The sequence below is a fragment of the Vibrio coralliilyticus ATCC BAA-450 genome (assembly GCF_000176135.1).
Classification (GTDB): domain Bacteria; phylum Pseudomonadota; class Gammaproteobacteria; order Enterobacterales; family Vibrionaceae; genus Vibrio; species Vibrio coralliilyticus.
Genome location: NZ_ACZN01000015.1, coordinates 94,677 through 109,747 on the forward strand (window position 1 = coordinate 94,677; position 15,071 = coordinate 109,747).

General features: G+C 47.4%; 13 protein-coding genes and 1 other annotated feature. Of the genes, 8 read left to right on the plus strand and 5 right to left on the minus strand.

Annotated elements, in window-relative coordinates:
* Nucleotides 1–18 precede the first annotated feature (18 nt).
* From cydD to VIC_RS07945, 5 genes are all read left to right on the plus strand, one after another.
* Nucleotides 19–1,806, plus strand: coding sequence for a heme ABC transporter permease/ATP-binding protein CydD (cydD, locus tag VIC_RS07925; protein ID WP_006958928.1), 1,788 nt, complete (start codon nucleotides 19–21; stop codon nucleotides 1,804–1,806).
* Nucleotides 1,799–3,520 carry a heme ABC transporter ATP-binding protein/permease CydC gene (cydC, locus tag VIC_RS07930; RefSeq protein ID WP_006958929.1) on the plus strand — a complete coding sequence of 574 codons (1,722 nt, stop codon included), beginning with the start codon at nucleotides 1,799–1,801 and terminating at the stop codon, nucleotides 3,518–3,520. Before cydD ends, cydC begins: the two co-directional genes overlap by 8 nt.
* Nucleotides 3,521–3,682: 162 nt before the next feature.
* The gene (locus tag VIC_RS07935) at nucleotides 3,683–4,876 is read left to right on the plus strand and encodes an MFS transporter (RefSeq protein WP_006958930.1); all 1,194 of its coding nucleotides are present in this window, start codon (nucleotides 3,683–3,685) and stop codon (nucleotides 4,874–4,876) included.
* On the plus strand, nucleotides 4,851–5,813 hold the full coding sequence (gene yidZ / locus VIC_RS07940; RefSeq protein WP_039951616.1) for an HTH-type transcriptional regulator YidZ: 963 nt from the start codon (nucleotides 4,851–4,853) through the stop codon (nucleotides 5,811–5,813). The genes VIC_RS07935 and yidZ overlap by 26 nt, the downstream gene beginning before the upstream one ends.
* Before the next feature lie 19 nt (nucleotides 5,814–5,832).
* Entirely contained in the window at nucleotides 5,833–6,633 is an 801-nt protein-coding gene (locus VIC_RS07945; RefSeq protein ID WP_039951618.1) for a PhzF family phenazine biosynthesis protein, read from the plus strand.
* 49 nt (nucleotides 6,634–6,682) lie between these two features.
* Here VIC_RS07945 and rluB read toward each other — a convergent pair whose 3' ends face one another.
* The 5 genes from rluB to rnm form a co-directional block, all read right to left on the minus strand.
* Nucleotides 6,683–7,627 carry a 23S rRNA pseudouridine(2605) synthase RluB gene (gene rluB / locus VIC_RS07950; RefSeq protein WP_006958933.1) on the minus strand — a complete coding sequence of 315 codons (945 nt, stop codon included), beginning with the start codon at nucleotides 7,625–7,627 and terminating at the stop codon, nucleotides 6,683–6,685.
* A gap of 187 nt (nucleotides 7,628–7,814) precedes the next feature.
* A complete protein-coding gene (locus VIC_RS07955; RefSeq protein ID WP_006958934.1) occupies nucleotides 7,815–10,181 on the minus strand; it encodes a putative bifunctional diguanylate cyclase/phosphodiesterase in 2,367 nt (788 codons plus the stop codon).
* Nucleotides 10,178–10,819, minus strand: coding sequence for a cupredoxin domain-containing protein (locus VIC_RS07960; RefSeq protein WP_006958935.1), 642 nt, complete (start codon nucleotides 10,817–10,819; stop codon nucleotides 10,178–10,180). Before VIC_RS07960 ends, VIC_RS07955 begins: the two co-directional genes overlap by 4 nt.
* 127 nt (nucleotides 10,820–10,946) lie before the next feature.
* The gene (locus VIC_RS07965) at nucleotides 10,947–11,567 is read right to left on the minus strand and encodes an L-threonylcarbamoyladenylate synthase (protein ID WP_006958936.1); all 621 of its coding nucleotides are present in this window, start codon (nucleotides 11,565–11,567) and stop codon (nucleotides 10,947–10,949) included.
* Nucleotides 11,568–11,657: 90 nt separating this feature from the next.
* Nucleotides 11,658–12,509, minus strand: coding sequence for an RNase RNM (gene rnm, locus VIC_RS07970; protein ID WP_006958937.1), 852 nt, complete (start codon nucleotides 12,507–12,509; stop codon nucleotides 11,658–11,660).
* An 82-nt stretch (nucleotides 12,510–12,591) separates the two neighbouring features.
* Here rnm and VIC_RS07975 point away from each other — a divergent pair, with 82 nt between their 5' ends.
* The 3 genes from VIC_RS07975 (at nucleotide 12,592) to VIC_RS07985 (ending at nucleotide 15,071) form a co-directional block, all read left to right on the plus strand.
* Entirely contained in the window at nucleotides 12,592–12,717 is a 126-nt protein-coding gene (locus tag VIC_RS07975; protein ID WP_039951621.1) for a tryptophan operon leader peptide, read from the plus strand.
* Nucleotides 12,664–12,766, plus strand: a sequence feature (Trp leader region). (Overlaps the previous gene by 54 nt.)
* A 131-nt stretch (nucleotides 12,767–12,897) precedes the next feature.
* Nucleotides 12,898–14,463, plus strand: coding sequence for an anthranilate synthase component 1 (locus tag VIC_RS07980; RefSeq protein WP_006958938.1), 1,566 nt, complete (start codon nucleotides 12,898–12,900; stop codon nucleotides 14,461–14,463).
* A gap of 2 nt (nucleotides 14,464–14,465) precedes the next feature.
* The gene (locus VIC_RS07985) at nucleotides 14,466–15,071 is read left to right on the plus strand and encodes an aminodeoxychorismate/anthranilate synthase component II (RefSeq protein ID WP_006958939.1); all 606 of its coding nucleotides are present in this window, start codon (nucleotides 14,466–14,468) and stop codon (nucleotides 15,069–15,071) included.

The following is a 15,071-nucleotide window of genomic DNA, read 5'->3' on the forward strand; positions in this document are numbered from 1 at the left end:
TATCATTAAGCCTTCACGATGGACAAAAAGAAACAGCGCAGCTTGAATAAATGGCTCAAGCAGCAAAGTAAGTTAGCGAAACGCTGGCTGATGATTGCTGTTGGCCTCGGCGTACTTTCAAGCGTGTTCTTGTTAGCTCAAGCAGCCTTGCTCGCCACCATTCTTCATCAATTGATCATTGAACAGGTCGACAAATATGAACTTGTTCCCTATTTTCTAGGTTTAGCCGCCGTCATTGGCGTTCGAGCGCTGTGCTCGTGGGGCCGAGAGATAGCAGGCTATCGCTGCGGCGAGCAAATTCGTATCTATATACGTCAGCTAATTCTCGACAAACTCCGAGAGTTAGGACCTGCTTACATCAAAGGTAAACCTGCTGGTTCGTGGGCAACATTGTTGCTTGAACAAGTAGAAGATATGCATGACTTCTTCGCTCGCTATCTGCCACAGATGTCCTTGTCTGTGTTGGTTCCTTTTGTGATTCTTATTGTTGTCTTCCCAGTGAACTGGGCAGCTGGACTAATCTTCTTGCTGACCGCCCCATTGGTACCGATGTTTATGGCCCTTGTCGGGATGAAAGCGGCCGACGCAAACCGCAAGAACTTCAAAGCATTACAGCGTTTATCCGGTCACTTTTATGACCGTTTACAGTCAATGACCACCATTCGTCTGTTTGATCGAACCAAAGCAGAAACTGAAGTGATGCGCGGGGCTTCTGAAGTATTCCGAACTCGCACAATGGATGTACTTAAGATTGCGTTTCTTTCATCTGCCGTTCTGGAATTCTTTACCTCTATTTCCATTGCACTGACAGCCGTTTATTTCGGTTTTGCCTTTATCGGCGAGCTTAACTTTGGCGACTATGGCGCGGGTGTAACCTTGATGGCTGGTCTGTTCATTCTGGTGCTGGCTCCTGAGTTTTATCAGCCGCTGCGTGATTTAGGCACTTTCTATCACGCGAAGCAACAAGCGGTTGGGGCTGCTGAAAGCATTGTTGAGTTTCTTGATACAGATGTCAGTGCTGTTCGTTCAGGTGACAAAACGCTCAGCGCGAATGACGCTATTTCCATCCAAGCAAAAGATTTAGAGGTGTTCTCACCTGAAGGCACTAAATTGCTTGGTCCGGTGAGTTTTGAACTATCGACAGCTCAGACAACAGCTTTAGTTGGCCCAAGTGGCGCCGGCAAAACCAGCTTAATCAATGCGATACTCGGATTCCTCCCATATCAGGGGTCACTCACCATCAATGGCATTGAGAGAACAGAGCTGAATCTCGAAAACTGGCGGGAAAAAATCAGCTGGGTTGGCCAGAACCCATTGCTGTTACATGGTTCTATTCGTGACAACATCACGTTGGGCAAAGACAACGTTTCAGATCACGCCATCCAAAACGCATTGCAAGAGTCTTTCTCAGCAGAATTCGTTGAACAACACGGGCTCGATTACGCGGTATCCGACCGCTCTGGTGGCCTTTCCGTCGGTCAGGCACAACGACTTGCTTTGGCAAGGGCAATGGTTCAAAACGGTCAGTTCTGGTTGCTTGATGAACCAACTGCAAGTCTGGATGCACGCAGTGAGCGATTGGTCATGCAAGGGTTAGCTGGTCAGGTCGAAGGTAAAACAACGCTGATGGTCACCCACCAGCTCAGTCCTCTACAAAACGTTGAACAGATTCTGGTCATGGAAAACGGCGAGATTGTTCAAAGTGGTCACTACAACGAACTCTCTAATCAAGAGGGGTTATTCCAAAATATGCTTCAGGCGAATTACGCTCTGAACCAAGCCAATAAGGGGAATCTCGATGCGTGATTTAGTTCCCTACCTAAAACTGTATAAAAAGCACTGGTTCGGCCTATCGCTGGGAATGCTGCTGGCCTTCCTGACTCTATTTGCTTCTATTGGCCTGCTTACTTTGTCAGGTTGGTTCCTATCTGCCGCTGCAGTGGCCGGGCTAACTATCGCCCGAGAAACCTTCAACTACATGCTGCCAGGGGCTTTTGTCCGTGGCTTTGCTATGGGACGCACCGCTGGTCGATGGGGGGAACGCGTAGTCAGCCATAACGCCACCTTCAAGCTACTGACCGACCTGCGTATTTTCTTCTTCTCTAAGCTAGCACCATTAATTCCGGGTCGAGTTTCAAACCTGCGTGATGCGGACTTACTCAATCGCCTAGTTGCCGACATCGACGCGATGGATCACGTCTATCTTCGCCTTGTCAGCCCTATGGTCGTCGGCACACTTGGCATCCTAGGTTTAACAGCGCTGATTTGCTGGTTTGACATGGAGCTCGGCTTAACGCTTGGCGCCATTCTTATGGCTTTACTGCTCATCTGGCCAGTGTTGTTCTACAAATTAGGTAAAACCAATGGCGCAGAGCTGACACAGAACAAGGCCGATCTGCGTATCACGACATTGGATTGGTTACAAGGCTACAGCGAACTAACCCTGTTTGGAGCCGAAGAGCGTTACCGCAATGCGATTTTAAATGTGCAAGAACGCTTGCTGAAGAATCAGCATTTTAATGCTCACTTTGCAGGTTTAGCACAAGCATTGTTGATGCTTGCCAATGGTTGGACGATCGTTCTGATGCTATGGCTAGCGGCAGATGGGGTCGGCGGTAATATGCCTGACCCTATGGTTGCCTTGGTGGTATTCGCTACAATGGCCAGTGTCGAGCTTCTTATGCCAATTGCCGGCGCTTTCCAGCATTTGGGTCAAACTCTGACTTCAGCACGTCGATTAAACGACATCATCTTGTCCGAGCCCGACGTTCAGTTCCCAGAGCAGAACACGCAGCACGACAACGCATATTCAATTGAGTATGAGAATGTCACTTTCCGTTATCCGGATGGCGACTCAAATACACTGCAAGACATTAGCCTGCAAATCCCTGCCAAGCACCGCATCGCAGTGGTAGGTCAGACTGGTTCCGGTAAATCGACATTAATGCAGTTGCTGAATCGCTATTGGGACACCCAGCAAGGCGACATTAAGATTGCTGGCCAATCCATTCGTCATTGGAGTGAAAGCCAGCTTCGTCAGGCAATCAGCGTGGTCAGCCAAAGGGTTGATATCTTGAATGGCACTTTGCGTGACAACGTGTTGATGGCCTCCCCTGATGCCAATGATGAAGCGCTAAGCGAATCTCTAACTAAAGTAGGACTTGAAAAACTACTCGATGATCAGGGCTTGGATACTTGGTTAGGTGATGGTGGTCGCCAATTGTCCGGAGGTGAGAAACGCCGCATCGGTATCGCTAGAGCGCTGCTTCATAATGGCCCTATTTTGTTATTAGACGAGCCGACCGAAGGCTTAGATAAGCAAACTGAGCAACAAATTATGCAGCTGTTTGAACAGCATTTTGAAGACAAAACGGTCGTCTTCATCACTCACCGTTTAGTCGACCTTGATAAGATGGATTCCATTTGTCTGATTGAGCAAGGTCAGATAGTTGAGCATGGCAGCCATCAGGCGCTGCTTGAAAAACAAGGGCGATATTTCGCGCTCAACCAAACGCTATAAACACAAGGGGCAATATCGATTGCCCCTTTTTTATCCCAGCCTCCCAATCGCTCTCATTCATACAGGGTTTGTCGTAATTGGAAATACCCGTTGTCGTATTTCCCACTCGCGGTTCCCTCAAGCGCAATTTAGTATCAGGGCTTCTGAATTCGCGAGGTTTCCATGATTCGATTTTTGCTTTGTAGCTTTGCTCTTGTTTTACTCTATCCCACGGCCATAGACCTGTATCTGGTTGGTTTACCGCAAATCGCTCAGGATTTGAATGCAACAGAAGCCGAGCTGCACATTGCCTTTTCAATCTATCTGGCAGGCATGGCTACCACTATGCTAGTCGCAGGTCGAATTGCGGATTCATCGGGGAGAAAGCCAGTAGCAATTATCGGGGCCGCCATATTTATCGCAGCGTCCATTCTAGGCGGTACATCGACCCAAAGTACTGAGTTTCTCATCGCGAGATTTGCACAGGGTATCGGAGCTGGCTCGTGTTACGTCGTTGCATTTGCGATTTTGCGCGATGTGCTAGACGACCAGCGAAGAGCCAAGGTTCTATCAATGATTAACGGCATCACTTGCATCGTGCCAGTCATTGCCCCCGTCATCGGCCATTTGATCATGCTTCAATACCCTTGGCCTGCGCTTTTCACCACCATGTCCGGAATGGGTGTGATCGTCTGTCTTCTATCGCTCTTTGCTCTAAAAGAGAGCCGACCTAAGACCGCCAAGCAACCTTTGAATGAGCCCGCTAACTTAGAGAGTGAATCTTTTAAAGACAGTTACTTCTTGAGTCGTCTGATGGTGACTTCATTTAGTGTCACCATGATCCTGACATACGTTAATGTTTCACCAATGCTGATTATGAGTGATATGGGTTTCGATCGCGGCGGCTATTCGACCGTTATGGCGCTCACTGCGTTAATCAGTATGCTCACGTCTTTCTCTGCGCCTCTCCTGCTGGCCCGATTTGAGCAGCGAAGTTTGAGCCTGTTATCCCAAACGTTTTTTGCGGCTTCCGCCACTACGTTAATCATCACTAACTTTATTCAATTGAGTCACATCGGGTACTTCATAGGCTTTGGGCTGTTGTGTGCTGGCTTTTCTCTCGGCTTTGGCGTGGCCATGAGCCAGGCACTCAGCCCTTTTTCTAAACGTGCCGGCGTTGCCAGCTCTTTATTGGGAATTTCACAAGTGTGCAGCTCAGCCTTCTACATATGGTTAGCGGGTATTTTGGGCATAAGTGCTCTAAACATGCTGATAATAATACTGGCGGCAGGTAGCCTAATCAGCTTTGCTCTAATACTATGGATACCAAAACCGACACCACTACATCGTTATGAAGAAATCTCTGGCACGGCTTGATCTCAATTTACTGTTTACATTGCAGCTTCTGCTTCAGGAGCTGAGTGTTTCCAGAACAGCGAAAAAGCTCAATGTTACGCCTTCGACCGTGAGTAAATCACTGGGGAAGCTGCGGGATTGGTTTGATGATCCTTTGTTTGTCAAAACTCCAACCGGACTGGCACCCACACCGCTGACCCTCAGTATGGAGCAAGACCTCAATGATTGGCTGCAAATCGGTGCCCAGATTGCAGAAAAGCGTACTCAAGAGTCTACGAAAGGGATTCAGTTTCATCTCGCGATAGAGTCACCTTTATTACTGACTTTACTCGGTGAGCTTCTTCAGCAGATACATGAACGCTACCCACAGGCCAAAATCAAAACCAGCAACTGGGATTACGACTCACTTGAGACCATCATCCGCGGCGACGCAGACATCGGTTTTACCGGTCGGGAAAGTCATCCCCGCTCTAAAGAGTCACTGGATCTTCTCCCCTACTTTGTGGATTACGAAGTCCTGTTTACCGATCTACCTAAAGTCTATTTACGTGATGACCACCCAGCGCTTAAGCAAGAATGGAATCTGGATACCTTTCTTCGTTATACCCACATTAACATCCTGTGGGAGAAGAGTGAGACTTGGGCACTTGATGACGTCCTTGAGGAACAAGGCCTGAGCCGATCCAGTACGTTAACCATGGCAAGCTTTGAGCAATCTCTGTTTATGGCAGCGCAATCTGGCCATGAGTACATCACTACCGCCCCAAATTACTGCAAGCATTACGTCAAACAGTTACACCCTAACCTCACCAGTTTACCTATCCCTGTTGAAGAAGAGTTTAAGCAAAAGTTGATGATTCCATTTACGTTAATTTGGCATAAGCGCAACGCATACAACCCGAAAATCACTTGGTTGCGAGAAAACATTAAGCAACTTAGTATGCGCAATCACACTTAATCGAAGCGGAATACAAGACATGGAATTGGACATCTATCAAGTCGACTCATTTACCACCGAAACTTTCAAAGGCAATCCAGCGGGTGTCTGCATTACGGACCAGCCACTTGAGGAGTCATTGATGTTTGCTATTGCCGCAGAAATGGCGGTGTCTGAAACGGCGTTTTTGTCCTTGAGCGATATGCGATTGCGCTGGTTCACACCTGAAGTAGAAGTCAAACTGTGCGGGCACGGCACGCTTGCTGTTGCCCATGTCCTAAAGCAACAAGGAAAGATTGCAACTGGCGACAGCATTACCTTTAATACCCTTTCCGGTTTGCTGAGTGTGAAGGTGTTAAGTTCGACTTATGAGTTGGACTTCCCAGCGCCCGAATTGGAATACAACCAACATTGCTCTGAAGAGAGACTCAATGCACTCGGGTTATCTGAACAACAGGTTGTCTCCTACTGTCAGTTTGATTCTAAAGAGCTGTTTGAGCTTACCAACGAACAAGCGGTGCATGACCTAAGCCCGGACTTTTCTTCATTGATTAGACAACCGGGGCGAGGGATCATCGTCACCGCTCAATCAACTCAGTCCAATAGCGATATCATCTCTCGCTACTTTGCGCCTTGGGTCGGCGTCAATGAAGATCCGGTGACAGGTTCAGCGCACTGTGCACTGGCTGAGTTCTGGGCAGGAAAAATCGACAAGCCTGTACTCACCGCCTACCAAGCATCCTCAAGGGGCGGCTATCTGGATATCGAACGAGTGGAAAGTGGGCGAGTCACGCTTTCTGGTAGCGCAGTGATTGCGCTCAAAGGCACACTATTTATCTGATTTTAGATACAAAAAAGCAGCCTATGTGGCTGCTTTTTTATTCATATTTCTAACGCTGGCGCTGTTTATTACGAGCACCTTGCTCGCCTGCACCTTTACGCGGTTTACGACGAGCTGGATTGTTGCTACGTCCACCACCGTTGTTCATTCGCTCTTCATGACGCTTAACTGCGCGACGAATTTTCTGGCTACGAGAACGCTCTCGCTTACGTGACGTGTTAGCTTTGTTTTCGTCAAGCATGGTCTCTTTTTCAGGACGCAGCTCTACCAATTCACGTAGGTAGTTTACCTCTTTAAGGTCTAGCTCCATCCATCCGCCACGAGGCAGTTTCTTATCAAGGAAGATATCACCGTAACGAACACGCTTCAGGCGGCTAACCGTACAGTCTTGAGATTCCCACAAACGACGCACTTCGCGGTTACGACCTTCGTTGATCACAACGTAGAAAGTGTGGTTCATACCATCACCGCCTGCGTAAACAACGTCTTCAAATCGCGCTAAGCCATCTTCAAGCTCTACACCACCAACTAGGTTGCGGATTTTCTTCTCGTCAACGTCACCAAATACACGCACAAGGTATTCACGCTCAACCTGACGACTTGGGTGCATCAAACGGTTAGCAAGCTCACCATCGGTTGTGAATAGTAGTAGGCCAGATGTGTTCGCATCCAGACGACCAACAGAAATCCAACGAGAACCACGGATTTTTGGCAGACGGTCAAATACAGTTCGACGACCTTCTGGGTCATGACGAGTACACAGCTCACCCTCAGGTTTGTAGTACGCAAGTACACGACAAACCACTTCTTCCTGCGCCTTCGCAGAAACAGTGTGGCCGTCAATACGAACTACCGCATTCTCGTCTTCTAGTCGTTCACCAAGCTTAGCAACAACGCCGTTCACACTCACGCGACCCGCTTTGATCAAAGCTTCAAGTTCGCGTCGTGAGCCATGGCCTGCTCGCGCTAATACTTTCTGTAATTTTTCGTTCATCAATCTACCTTTGTGTCGTCTTCTCAGACGTCGATTCTATTTTGCGACCCTAAATCGCGGTCGCGTATTATCGCAAATTCTCTAAAAAAACGCATGCATTATTTTTACTTTTGACACCAATCTAAGGTGGCAAAAAATTGAATAATCGTAAGGTTTTATATCCATGAAATACATGTCAATGCCGCCACTAGCGGCCTGAGTGCGGCGATCCTACTATTTTGGCTTCCGGTTCAGCTTGCCCCCATTGTTGACCTTCCAGCATTTGCAGCCAGCTAGTCAATTTGTCAGCAGGTTGTGGTCTACTTATAAAATACCCCTGCGCATGATCACAGCCATTGGCGACCAACCAATCCAGCGAGGCTTGGTCTTCGACACCTTCCGCGACCGTTTTAAGCCCAAAGCGTTTGGCGAGCTTTATCGTCGATTGTGCAATCGTCTGGTCTTGCTGATCACTGGCAACATTGAGGATGAAAGATTTGTCTATTTTCAGTTCCGTTGCGGGTAAATGTTTCAGTTGTGACAAGGACGAATAACCCGTGCCGTAATCATCAATTGAAATAGACAGCCCCCTCTCAGACAGTCGGCTGAGTATCGACAAAGCGTATTCAGGGTCTTCCGCCAGCGCACTTTCTGTGACTTCAATTGTAACCTCGTTTTCACTGCAGTCGGACTGGGATAGGAAAGTCAGTATTTTGTCGTCAAAGTTCTTCTGCTTGAGGTTAACCGCAGAGATGTTGATCGCCACACCTAATTCGAATCCGAGCTCTCGCCAGACTTGTAGTTGCTGCAAAGCACTGCGCATGACCCAGTCAGTCAACGCATCTATCTGACCAGTGGTTTCAGCAATTTCAATAAATTCATCCGGTGGGATCATCCCCAGTTCTGGATGAATCCATCTTACTAACGCTTCGACTTTATCGACCTGCGAAGTCTTAAGGTTCAGTTTTGGTTGGAAGTGCAGTATCAGTTGGTCACCTTGAATGGCTTCCGTTAGCTCATGGGTTAAGCGAACACGATTGATAGCGCTTTCTGCCATACTGGATGCAAATTCAAGGCTTGGAACTCTCATCTTCATCGCTTGTTGTAAGGCAATACCGGCGTTGTGTAGCAACTGACGGGCGGTTTCACCATGCTTAGGATAGCGGCAGTACCCTGACACCGTATGCACCGTCACCGAAATACGTTGTAAACTGAACGCTCCAGCCAAACATTGTAGAACCACATTGGCGCTGTGTTCATCCGACTGTTTGGTATTACATTGGGAGAGCAAAGCAAATTCTGAGGACTCGAGTTGATAAAATTGTGCTTTCTCTTCCAACGCCATTAATCGGCTTGCCGCCGCAACCTGAAGCTCTTCGCCAGTGTCTAACCCGAGACTGTAATTTAATTCTTCAAATTCCAAGACTCTGAAACGGATGAGTAAAAATCCGTCACATGATTTATTGATGAGATCGGCAATATCTTCAAACAACTTTTTCTTATTCAGCATTTTTGTTAGATCAGAGTGATAAGCGCGGTAGTTTAACTCAGCCTGTCGGTCGTTAACGGCCTGATTCATTAGGTTAAATTCATGGGCTAATACGCCAAGCTCATCTTTACGATTCACCACCAAGGCGTCACTGTTTTCCCCTTGAGCAATTTGCTTAGCTTTACTAACAAGTCCCTGCAATGGCTTAGCGATGCTTTTTGATAGTAAAAAGGCAGCGACGATCGAACAACCAAACGTCACCAAGACGATCAACATGATCTGTAGCCATCGGTTTTGTAGTGTTGCGAATAAGTCCGCTCTGGAGAGATAAAGGGATGCGATGAGATCTTTTTCGTCTTTAAAGCCAATCGCCACCTCAGTCGCAATAGTGTGTGCATCCGATTGTTGAGGCTCTATCGCGGAAGAGCCATTGCCCGCCTCTTCTACACTGCTGGCAAGCAATGACCATTGCCCGCTCTCCTGATAACCGATATCGACATTCATACCTGTCAGTAGCGCGAGTCGCTGCGCTAAAGTCTGGTCGATAGCAAAACCAAAACCTATCCAAGCGACCGTTTCAGCACCACTTTGGACTGGAACCAATACTAATTGAAACACCGCTCCCTGATAGTCATAGAGTATTGGGCGGTCCTCATCTGGAGCAGCGGTTTCCTCCATGGTCAGCATGTTGTTTTCTGTATCGGCACGGGTTCGATTAGTGCCTTTGTCGTAAACCAGCTTGCCGATGAAATTACCATTCTCATCAACTGCAATCGCCAAGTCGGCAGAAATCCGCTGGCGATGATTATTCAACGCCACTAAGAAACTGCGCGCGTCCTCTCTCAAAGCCTGTTTAAGGCCAAAATCTTTTGCGACGGTCTGAGCAAACCCGGTTAAATTACGCGTACGTTGTTCAAACTGGTTTTCAAACACCGCCTTTGCTGTGCTGAGGTGTATTTGCGCTCGCTCTTCTCTTTCTTTTTCATTCGATTGGAAAATGGAGTAAAACAAAATGCATTGAACAGCGATCAACACCGCGAGAAAAGAGAACAGTATTTGAGTCTGGATACTTTTAAATTGATTCATTTATAGGACCCGTAGAAATCAATCATCTGAGCATTTTTCTGCTTCGGTATCGGTGACATTTTCTTGGTTAACGCCAGTTCAAATTCTTGGTCACCCGCCACTTCCGTTTGCAGCGTTTCGTTCATCTGTGGGTGCCAAGCCGTTAACGTCACATTTTCCAAACCGTCTGGTAGCGTTATTCTGGCAACCCCTGACTTACCGGTAATGGTGTAATAAGGAGTATCGACAACCTTGATGTAACCACTCATCCAGTCATGAATGTTACATCCCATGGCGACCACGCCTTCACTAGGAAAAGATTTCTCAACACCCTGTTCAGAAGCACGAATCACAAAAGAAAAATCGAGTGGACCCGTAATGGAATAAATATGGTGGGAGATGTCGTCTTTGTTGGTAAATAGAACGGGCTGGTTGACTCTTACTACTGAAATATAAGGCTTAAAAGCACGGCCGTTTTGAGATACTTCGGTCACTAACGTTTCGTTAGTTGTCGTTTCCTCAGCGGGTAAGTTGGAAGCGGTAACATAGACCACGGCATCTTTTACTGGTTTGCCATTACTTTGTACAACGCGCACTTCGAGAGGTGCAGCAGAAGAAATAGCGGGAAACAAGAATAGAATAAGAAGCAAATGACGCATATTGCATATCTGATTTATTAGACTTAACAATCAGCATAGCAGTCACTTGGGATTTTTGCGGGTTAAAAGAGCATAGGTATCAACACACTATGCTCTGCTCATTGAAGTTTTTGCGAAAGCGAAGTTGCTACTCGAATGCAGCAGGGTCGCCCGAACCAACGCGGGCAATGACAGGCTCATCATCACTGAAATCGACTACAGTCGTTGGCTGCTCACCAAGGTAACCACCATTGAGGATACAGTCCACCGCGTGCTCAAGTTTATCGCGAATCTCTTCTGGGTCTGATTCAGTAACATCATTACCCGGAAGAATTAAGGACGTCGACATCAAAGGTTCACCAAGCGCTTCCAGTAAATCCAGCGCAATCTGGTTGTCTGGTACACGGATACCAATCGTCTTACGTTTAGAGTTCATCAAACGACGCGGTACTTCTTTCGTCCCTTTGAAGATAAACGTGTAAGGCCCTGGCGTATTGTTCTTTAGTAATCGAAACGCGGTGTTGTCGACACGAGCGTAAAGAGACAGCTCTGAAAGATCGCGACAAAGCAATGTAAAGTTGTGCTTTTCGTCCAATCGACGAATCTTACAAATTCGCTCTAAAGCCTGTTTATTTTCTAGCTGACAGCCCAATGCATAACCGGAGTCTGTCGGATAGATAACCACACCGCCATTACGAATGATTGCCACAGCCTGATTGATCAAGCGAGCCTGGGGGTTTTCTGGGTGAACGTAAAAAAACTGGCTCATTGTAATTCCTCATCATCGAGTCTCTCGACTCTATATTTGTAACGTATTGATTTAATAGCAATCTAAGTCACTAATCGCCACAACCTATGGTCAATCAGCTTGCGAAGGCTCAATACCCCAATCTTTCCATACAGGTTCTACACCTGATGGCAGCCACAAATTCCTGCCCAGCTCCATCCAAGGAGACGGATAATGGAAGTCACTGCCTTGAGACGCTAATAGTTTGTATTGTATAGCATAATCCGCCAAGTTGCGCCTTTCTTGTTGGCCCTGTTGTGGTTGGGCTACTTCCATCGCATCACCACCCGCTTCAACAAATGCTGCGAGCAGTCGCTTAATCCATTTTGCGGTGAGATCATAGCGCCCAGGGTGCGCAAGTACTGCTTGTCCGCCCGCACTGTGAATGGCATTGACAGCGTCAGCCATCGAACACCAACTCGGTGGTACATAACCTGGGTTATTGCGAGTCAGGTATTTCTTAAATACCTGTTGCATGGTTTTGGCGTAGCCGTTGTCCACCAGCCATTTCGCAAAATGCGCTCGCGTGATAGGTGCATCACCAGCAATGGCTTGCACCTCTTCGAGCACCCCTTCTCGGGTCGCTTTACTCAGGCGATGAGCGATCATTTCTGCTCGCCCTTCACGGTGCTTTTTCTGCTGTTCGATTAACTGAGCCAACTCGGCGGACTGCGGGTCTATATTCAACCCAACAATGTGGATGTCTTTGTTTTGCCACACCGTGGATATTTCAATACCGTTAATGATTGTTATGGGTAGCTGGTTGTCTTGAACATACTGATGCGCAATCTCTAAACCATCTACCGTATCGTGATCGGTAATCGCCAGCACATCGATATCAAAACCGAGCGCTCTGTCTATCAATTCGTTAGCAGGTAATCGTCCGTCAGAGGCCGTGGTATGGCTGTGTAAATCAATTCTCATAAATGTGTTTTTTTAGTTGACTTTTTACCTCTGCACTAGTTAACTAGTACACAAATACGAAGTACCTGAATTAAGGCTCACTATGTTACAAGAAATTAACCAAAACCAGAAAGCGAATATTGCAGCTGACTCTTTACGTGACAGTTCTGCAGACCTTGCTTGGTGGCGCACTTGGACAAGTTCTTGGTGGGCTAACGTATACTTTTAATTTACCAAATTAATGTTACCAAGCCCGCTACTAAAGCGGGCTTTTTGTTTTGTCGGATACTCAGCACTCAACTGGTCAAACATTCATCAAATAGAGCAAATTCCACATTGGGTGAACGTTTTCTTTGTGCGACTATGTACGGCAGGAAGTAAAAAAGATTACAAATGAAAAGGAGGTCTTGTGAACAAGGCCATTGAAATCAAAAAGCTGGGAAACCTTGAAGTTATCCAAGCATCTGCACCTTACACGCAGGATCCTACTCGTCTGTTTCATACTCTGTGTGAAAACAAAACCGACAGCCTGTTGTTGGAGTCCGCAGAGATCGATTCAAAACAGGATCTGAAGAGCCTGCTGATCGTTGATTCCGCTGTTCGCATCGTTTGCAACGGCCACATTGTGACCATGCAAGCACTGACCAATAACGGTAAACACCTGCTTTCTCATTTGGCCCACAACATTCATAGCAATGTGGCTCATTCATTTGATGGTAAAACGCTGACACTAGAGTTTGAAGCGCCTTGCGATACACTCGATGAAGATTCTCGCTTACGAGAAGCGTCTTCTTTTGATGCTTTGCGTCTGGTCCAGCACAGTTTTGACCTTACTGAACATCAGCAACACGCGGTTTTCCTTGGTGGTCTGTTCGCATACGACATGGTGGCGAACTTTGAACCTTTAGGTGATGCAGAAGCATCAAACCAATGCCCAGACTACGTTTTTTACGTCGCAGAAACTCTGCTCGTCGTTGACCATCAGAGCGAGTCTTGTGATTTACAAGCCACATTGTTTGCGAATAGCGAAGAAAAATCGACGCTGGAAGCACGCATTGATAGCATTCAGTCACAGTGCGCTAACCTGAAACATTTACCGCAAGCGACCAAATTAACTGACGTTTCTCCACAGCCAAGCGTTTCAGATGAAGATTTCTGCCAAATCGTTCGAGATCTAAAGCAATACGTAGTGCGAGGCGATATCTTTCAGGTTGTTCCATCACGCCGCTTCACCCTGCCTTGTCCGTCACCACTCGCTGCGTATAAAGAACTAAAGCTGAGTAACCCAAGTCCTTACATGTTCTACATGCAAGATGAGCTGTTCACTCTGTTTGGCGCATCACCTGAAAGCGCGCTTAAATACGAAACCCATACTAACCAAGTCGAGATTTACCCAATCGCAGGCACGCGTCGACGTGGCAAACGCCCAGACGGCGCTATCGATTTCGATCTAGATAGCCGTATTGAACTTGAACTGCGTACTGATATGAAAGAGAACGCTGAACACATGATGTTGGTGGATCTCGCGCGTAACGACGTTGCTCGTATTTCCCAAGCGGGTTCTCGCCACGTTGCAGATTTGCTTAAAGTCGACCGCTACAGCCATGTAATGCACCTAGTATCCCGAGTGGTTGGTCAGCTTCGTGACGACCTGGACGCTCTACACGCCTATCAGGCTTGCATGAACATGGGAACGCTGACAGGCGCACCTAAAATTCGTGCGATGCAACTTATCAGGGATGTCGAAGGTGCACGCCGTGGTAGCTATGGCGGTGCCGTTGGCTACCTCACTGGCGAAGGTACATTAGACACCTGTATCGTTATCCGTTCTGCTTATGTCGAGAATGGCATCGCTCAAGTTCAAGCGGGCGCTGGCGTTGTGTTTGATTCAGAACCACAAGCCGAAGCAGATGAAACTCGTGGTAAGGCGCAAGCCGTTATCTCTGCAATTCAGTCAGCGCATAAGGAGTCGTAGAGATGGCTAACATTGTATTTATCGATAACTTTGACTCATTTACTTATAACTTAGTGGATCAGTTTCGCTCACTCGGACACGACGTCAAAATCTACCGCAACCACATTGCTGCGGAAGCGATTGAAAACGCGGTCAACGAACTAGACAATCCGGTTGTGTTATTGTCTCCCGGCCCAGGGGCGCCATCTGAAGCTGGCTCCATGCCGGAAGTCATCCAACGCCTAAAAGGTAAAGTGCCGATGATCGGTATCTGTCTCGGTCATCAAGCTATTGTTGAAGCCTATGGTGGTACCGTTGCTGGCGCGGGTGAAATTGTCCATGGCAAAGTGTCGATGATGGAGCACCAGAATCATCCGACATATGCTGACCTACCTTCACCACTTGCCATTGCACGTTACCATTCGTTAGTGGCTACACAGGTACCTGAAACACTTACCGTAACTGCAGAGGTCGATGGACTCGTCATGTCTGTGGTCCATGAACAAGATAAAATTTGTGGCTTTCAATTCCACCCGGAATCCATCATGACTACTCACGGCGCAACGCTGTTAGCCAATGCGATTGAGTGGGCTTTACAAGAATCAAATCTAACGTCAGTGCAGCAATAA

What these genes read in the sequence shown, in the direction of transcription:
- cydD (WP_006958928.1), top strand. Translation starts at nt 19, where the DNA reads ATGGACAAAAAGAAACAGCGCAGCTTGAATAAATGGCTCAAGCAGCAA.
- cydC (WP_006958929.1), top strand. Translation starts at nt 1,799, where the DNA reads ATGCGTGATTTAGTTCCCTACCTAAAACTGTATAAAAAGCACTGGTTC.
- VIC_RS07935 (WP_006958930.1), top strand. Translation starts at nt 3,683, where the DNA reads ATGATTCGATTTTTGCTTTGTAGCTTTGCTCTTGTTTTACTCTATCCC.
- yidZ (WP_039951616.1), top strand. Translation starts at nt 4,851, where the DNA reads ATGAAGAAATCTCTGGCACGGCTTGATCTCAATTTACTGTTTACATTG.
- VIC_RS07945 (WP_039951618.1), top strand. Translation starts at nt 5,833, where the DNA reads ATGGAATTGGACATCTATCAAGTCGACTCATTTACCACCGAAACTTTC.
- rluB (WP_006958933.1), bottom strand. Translation starts at nt 7,627, where the DNA reads ATGAACGAAAAATTACAGAAAGTATTAGCGCGAGCAGGCCATGGCTCA.
- VIC_RS07955 (WP_006958934.1), bottom strand. Translation starts at nt 10,181, where the DNA reads ATGAATCAATTTAAAAGTATCCAGACTCAAATACTGTTCTCTTTTCTC.
- VIC_RS07960 (WP_006958935.1), bottom strand. Translation starts at nt 10,819, where the DNA reads ATGCGTCATTTGCTTCTTATTCTATTCTTGTTTCCCGCTATTTCTTCT.
- VIC_RS07965 (WP_006958936.1), bottom strand. Translation starts at nt 11,567, where the DNA reads ATGAGCCAGTTTTTTTACGTTCACCCAGAAAACCCCCAGGCTCGCTTG.
- rnm (WP_006958937.1), bottom strand. Translation starts at nt 12,509, where the DNA reads ATGAGAATTGATTTACACAGCCATACCACGGCCTCTGACGGACGATTA.
- VIC_RS07975 (WP_039951621.1), top strand. Translation starts at nt 12,592, where the DNA reads ATGTTACAAGAAATTAACCAAAACCAGAAAGCGAATATTGCAGCTGAC.
- VIC_RS07985 (WP_006958939.1), top strand. Translation starts at nt 14,466, where the DNA reads ATGGCTAACATTGTATTTATCGATAACTTTGACTCATTTACTTATAAC.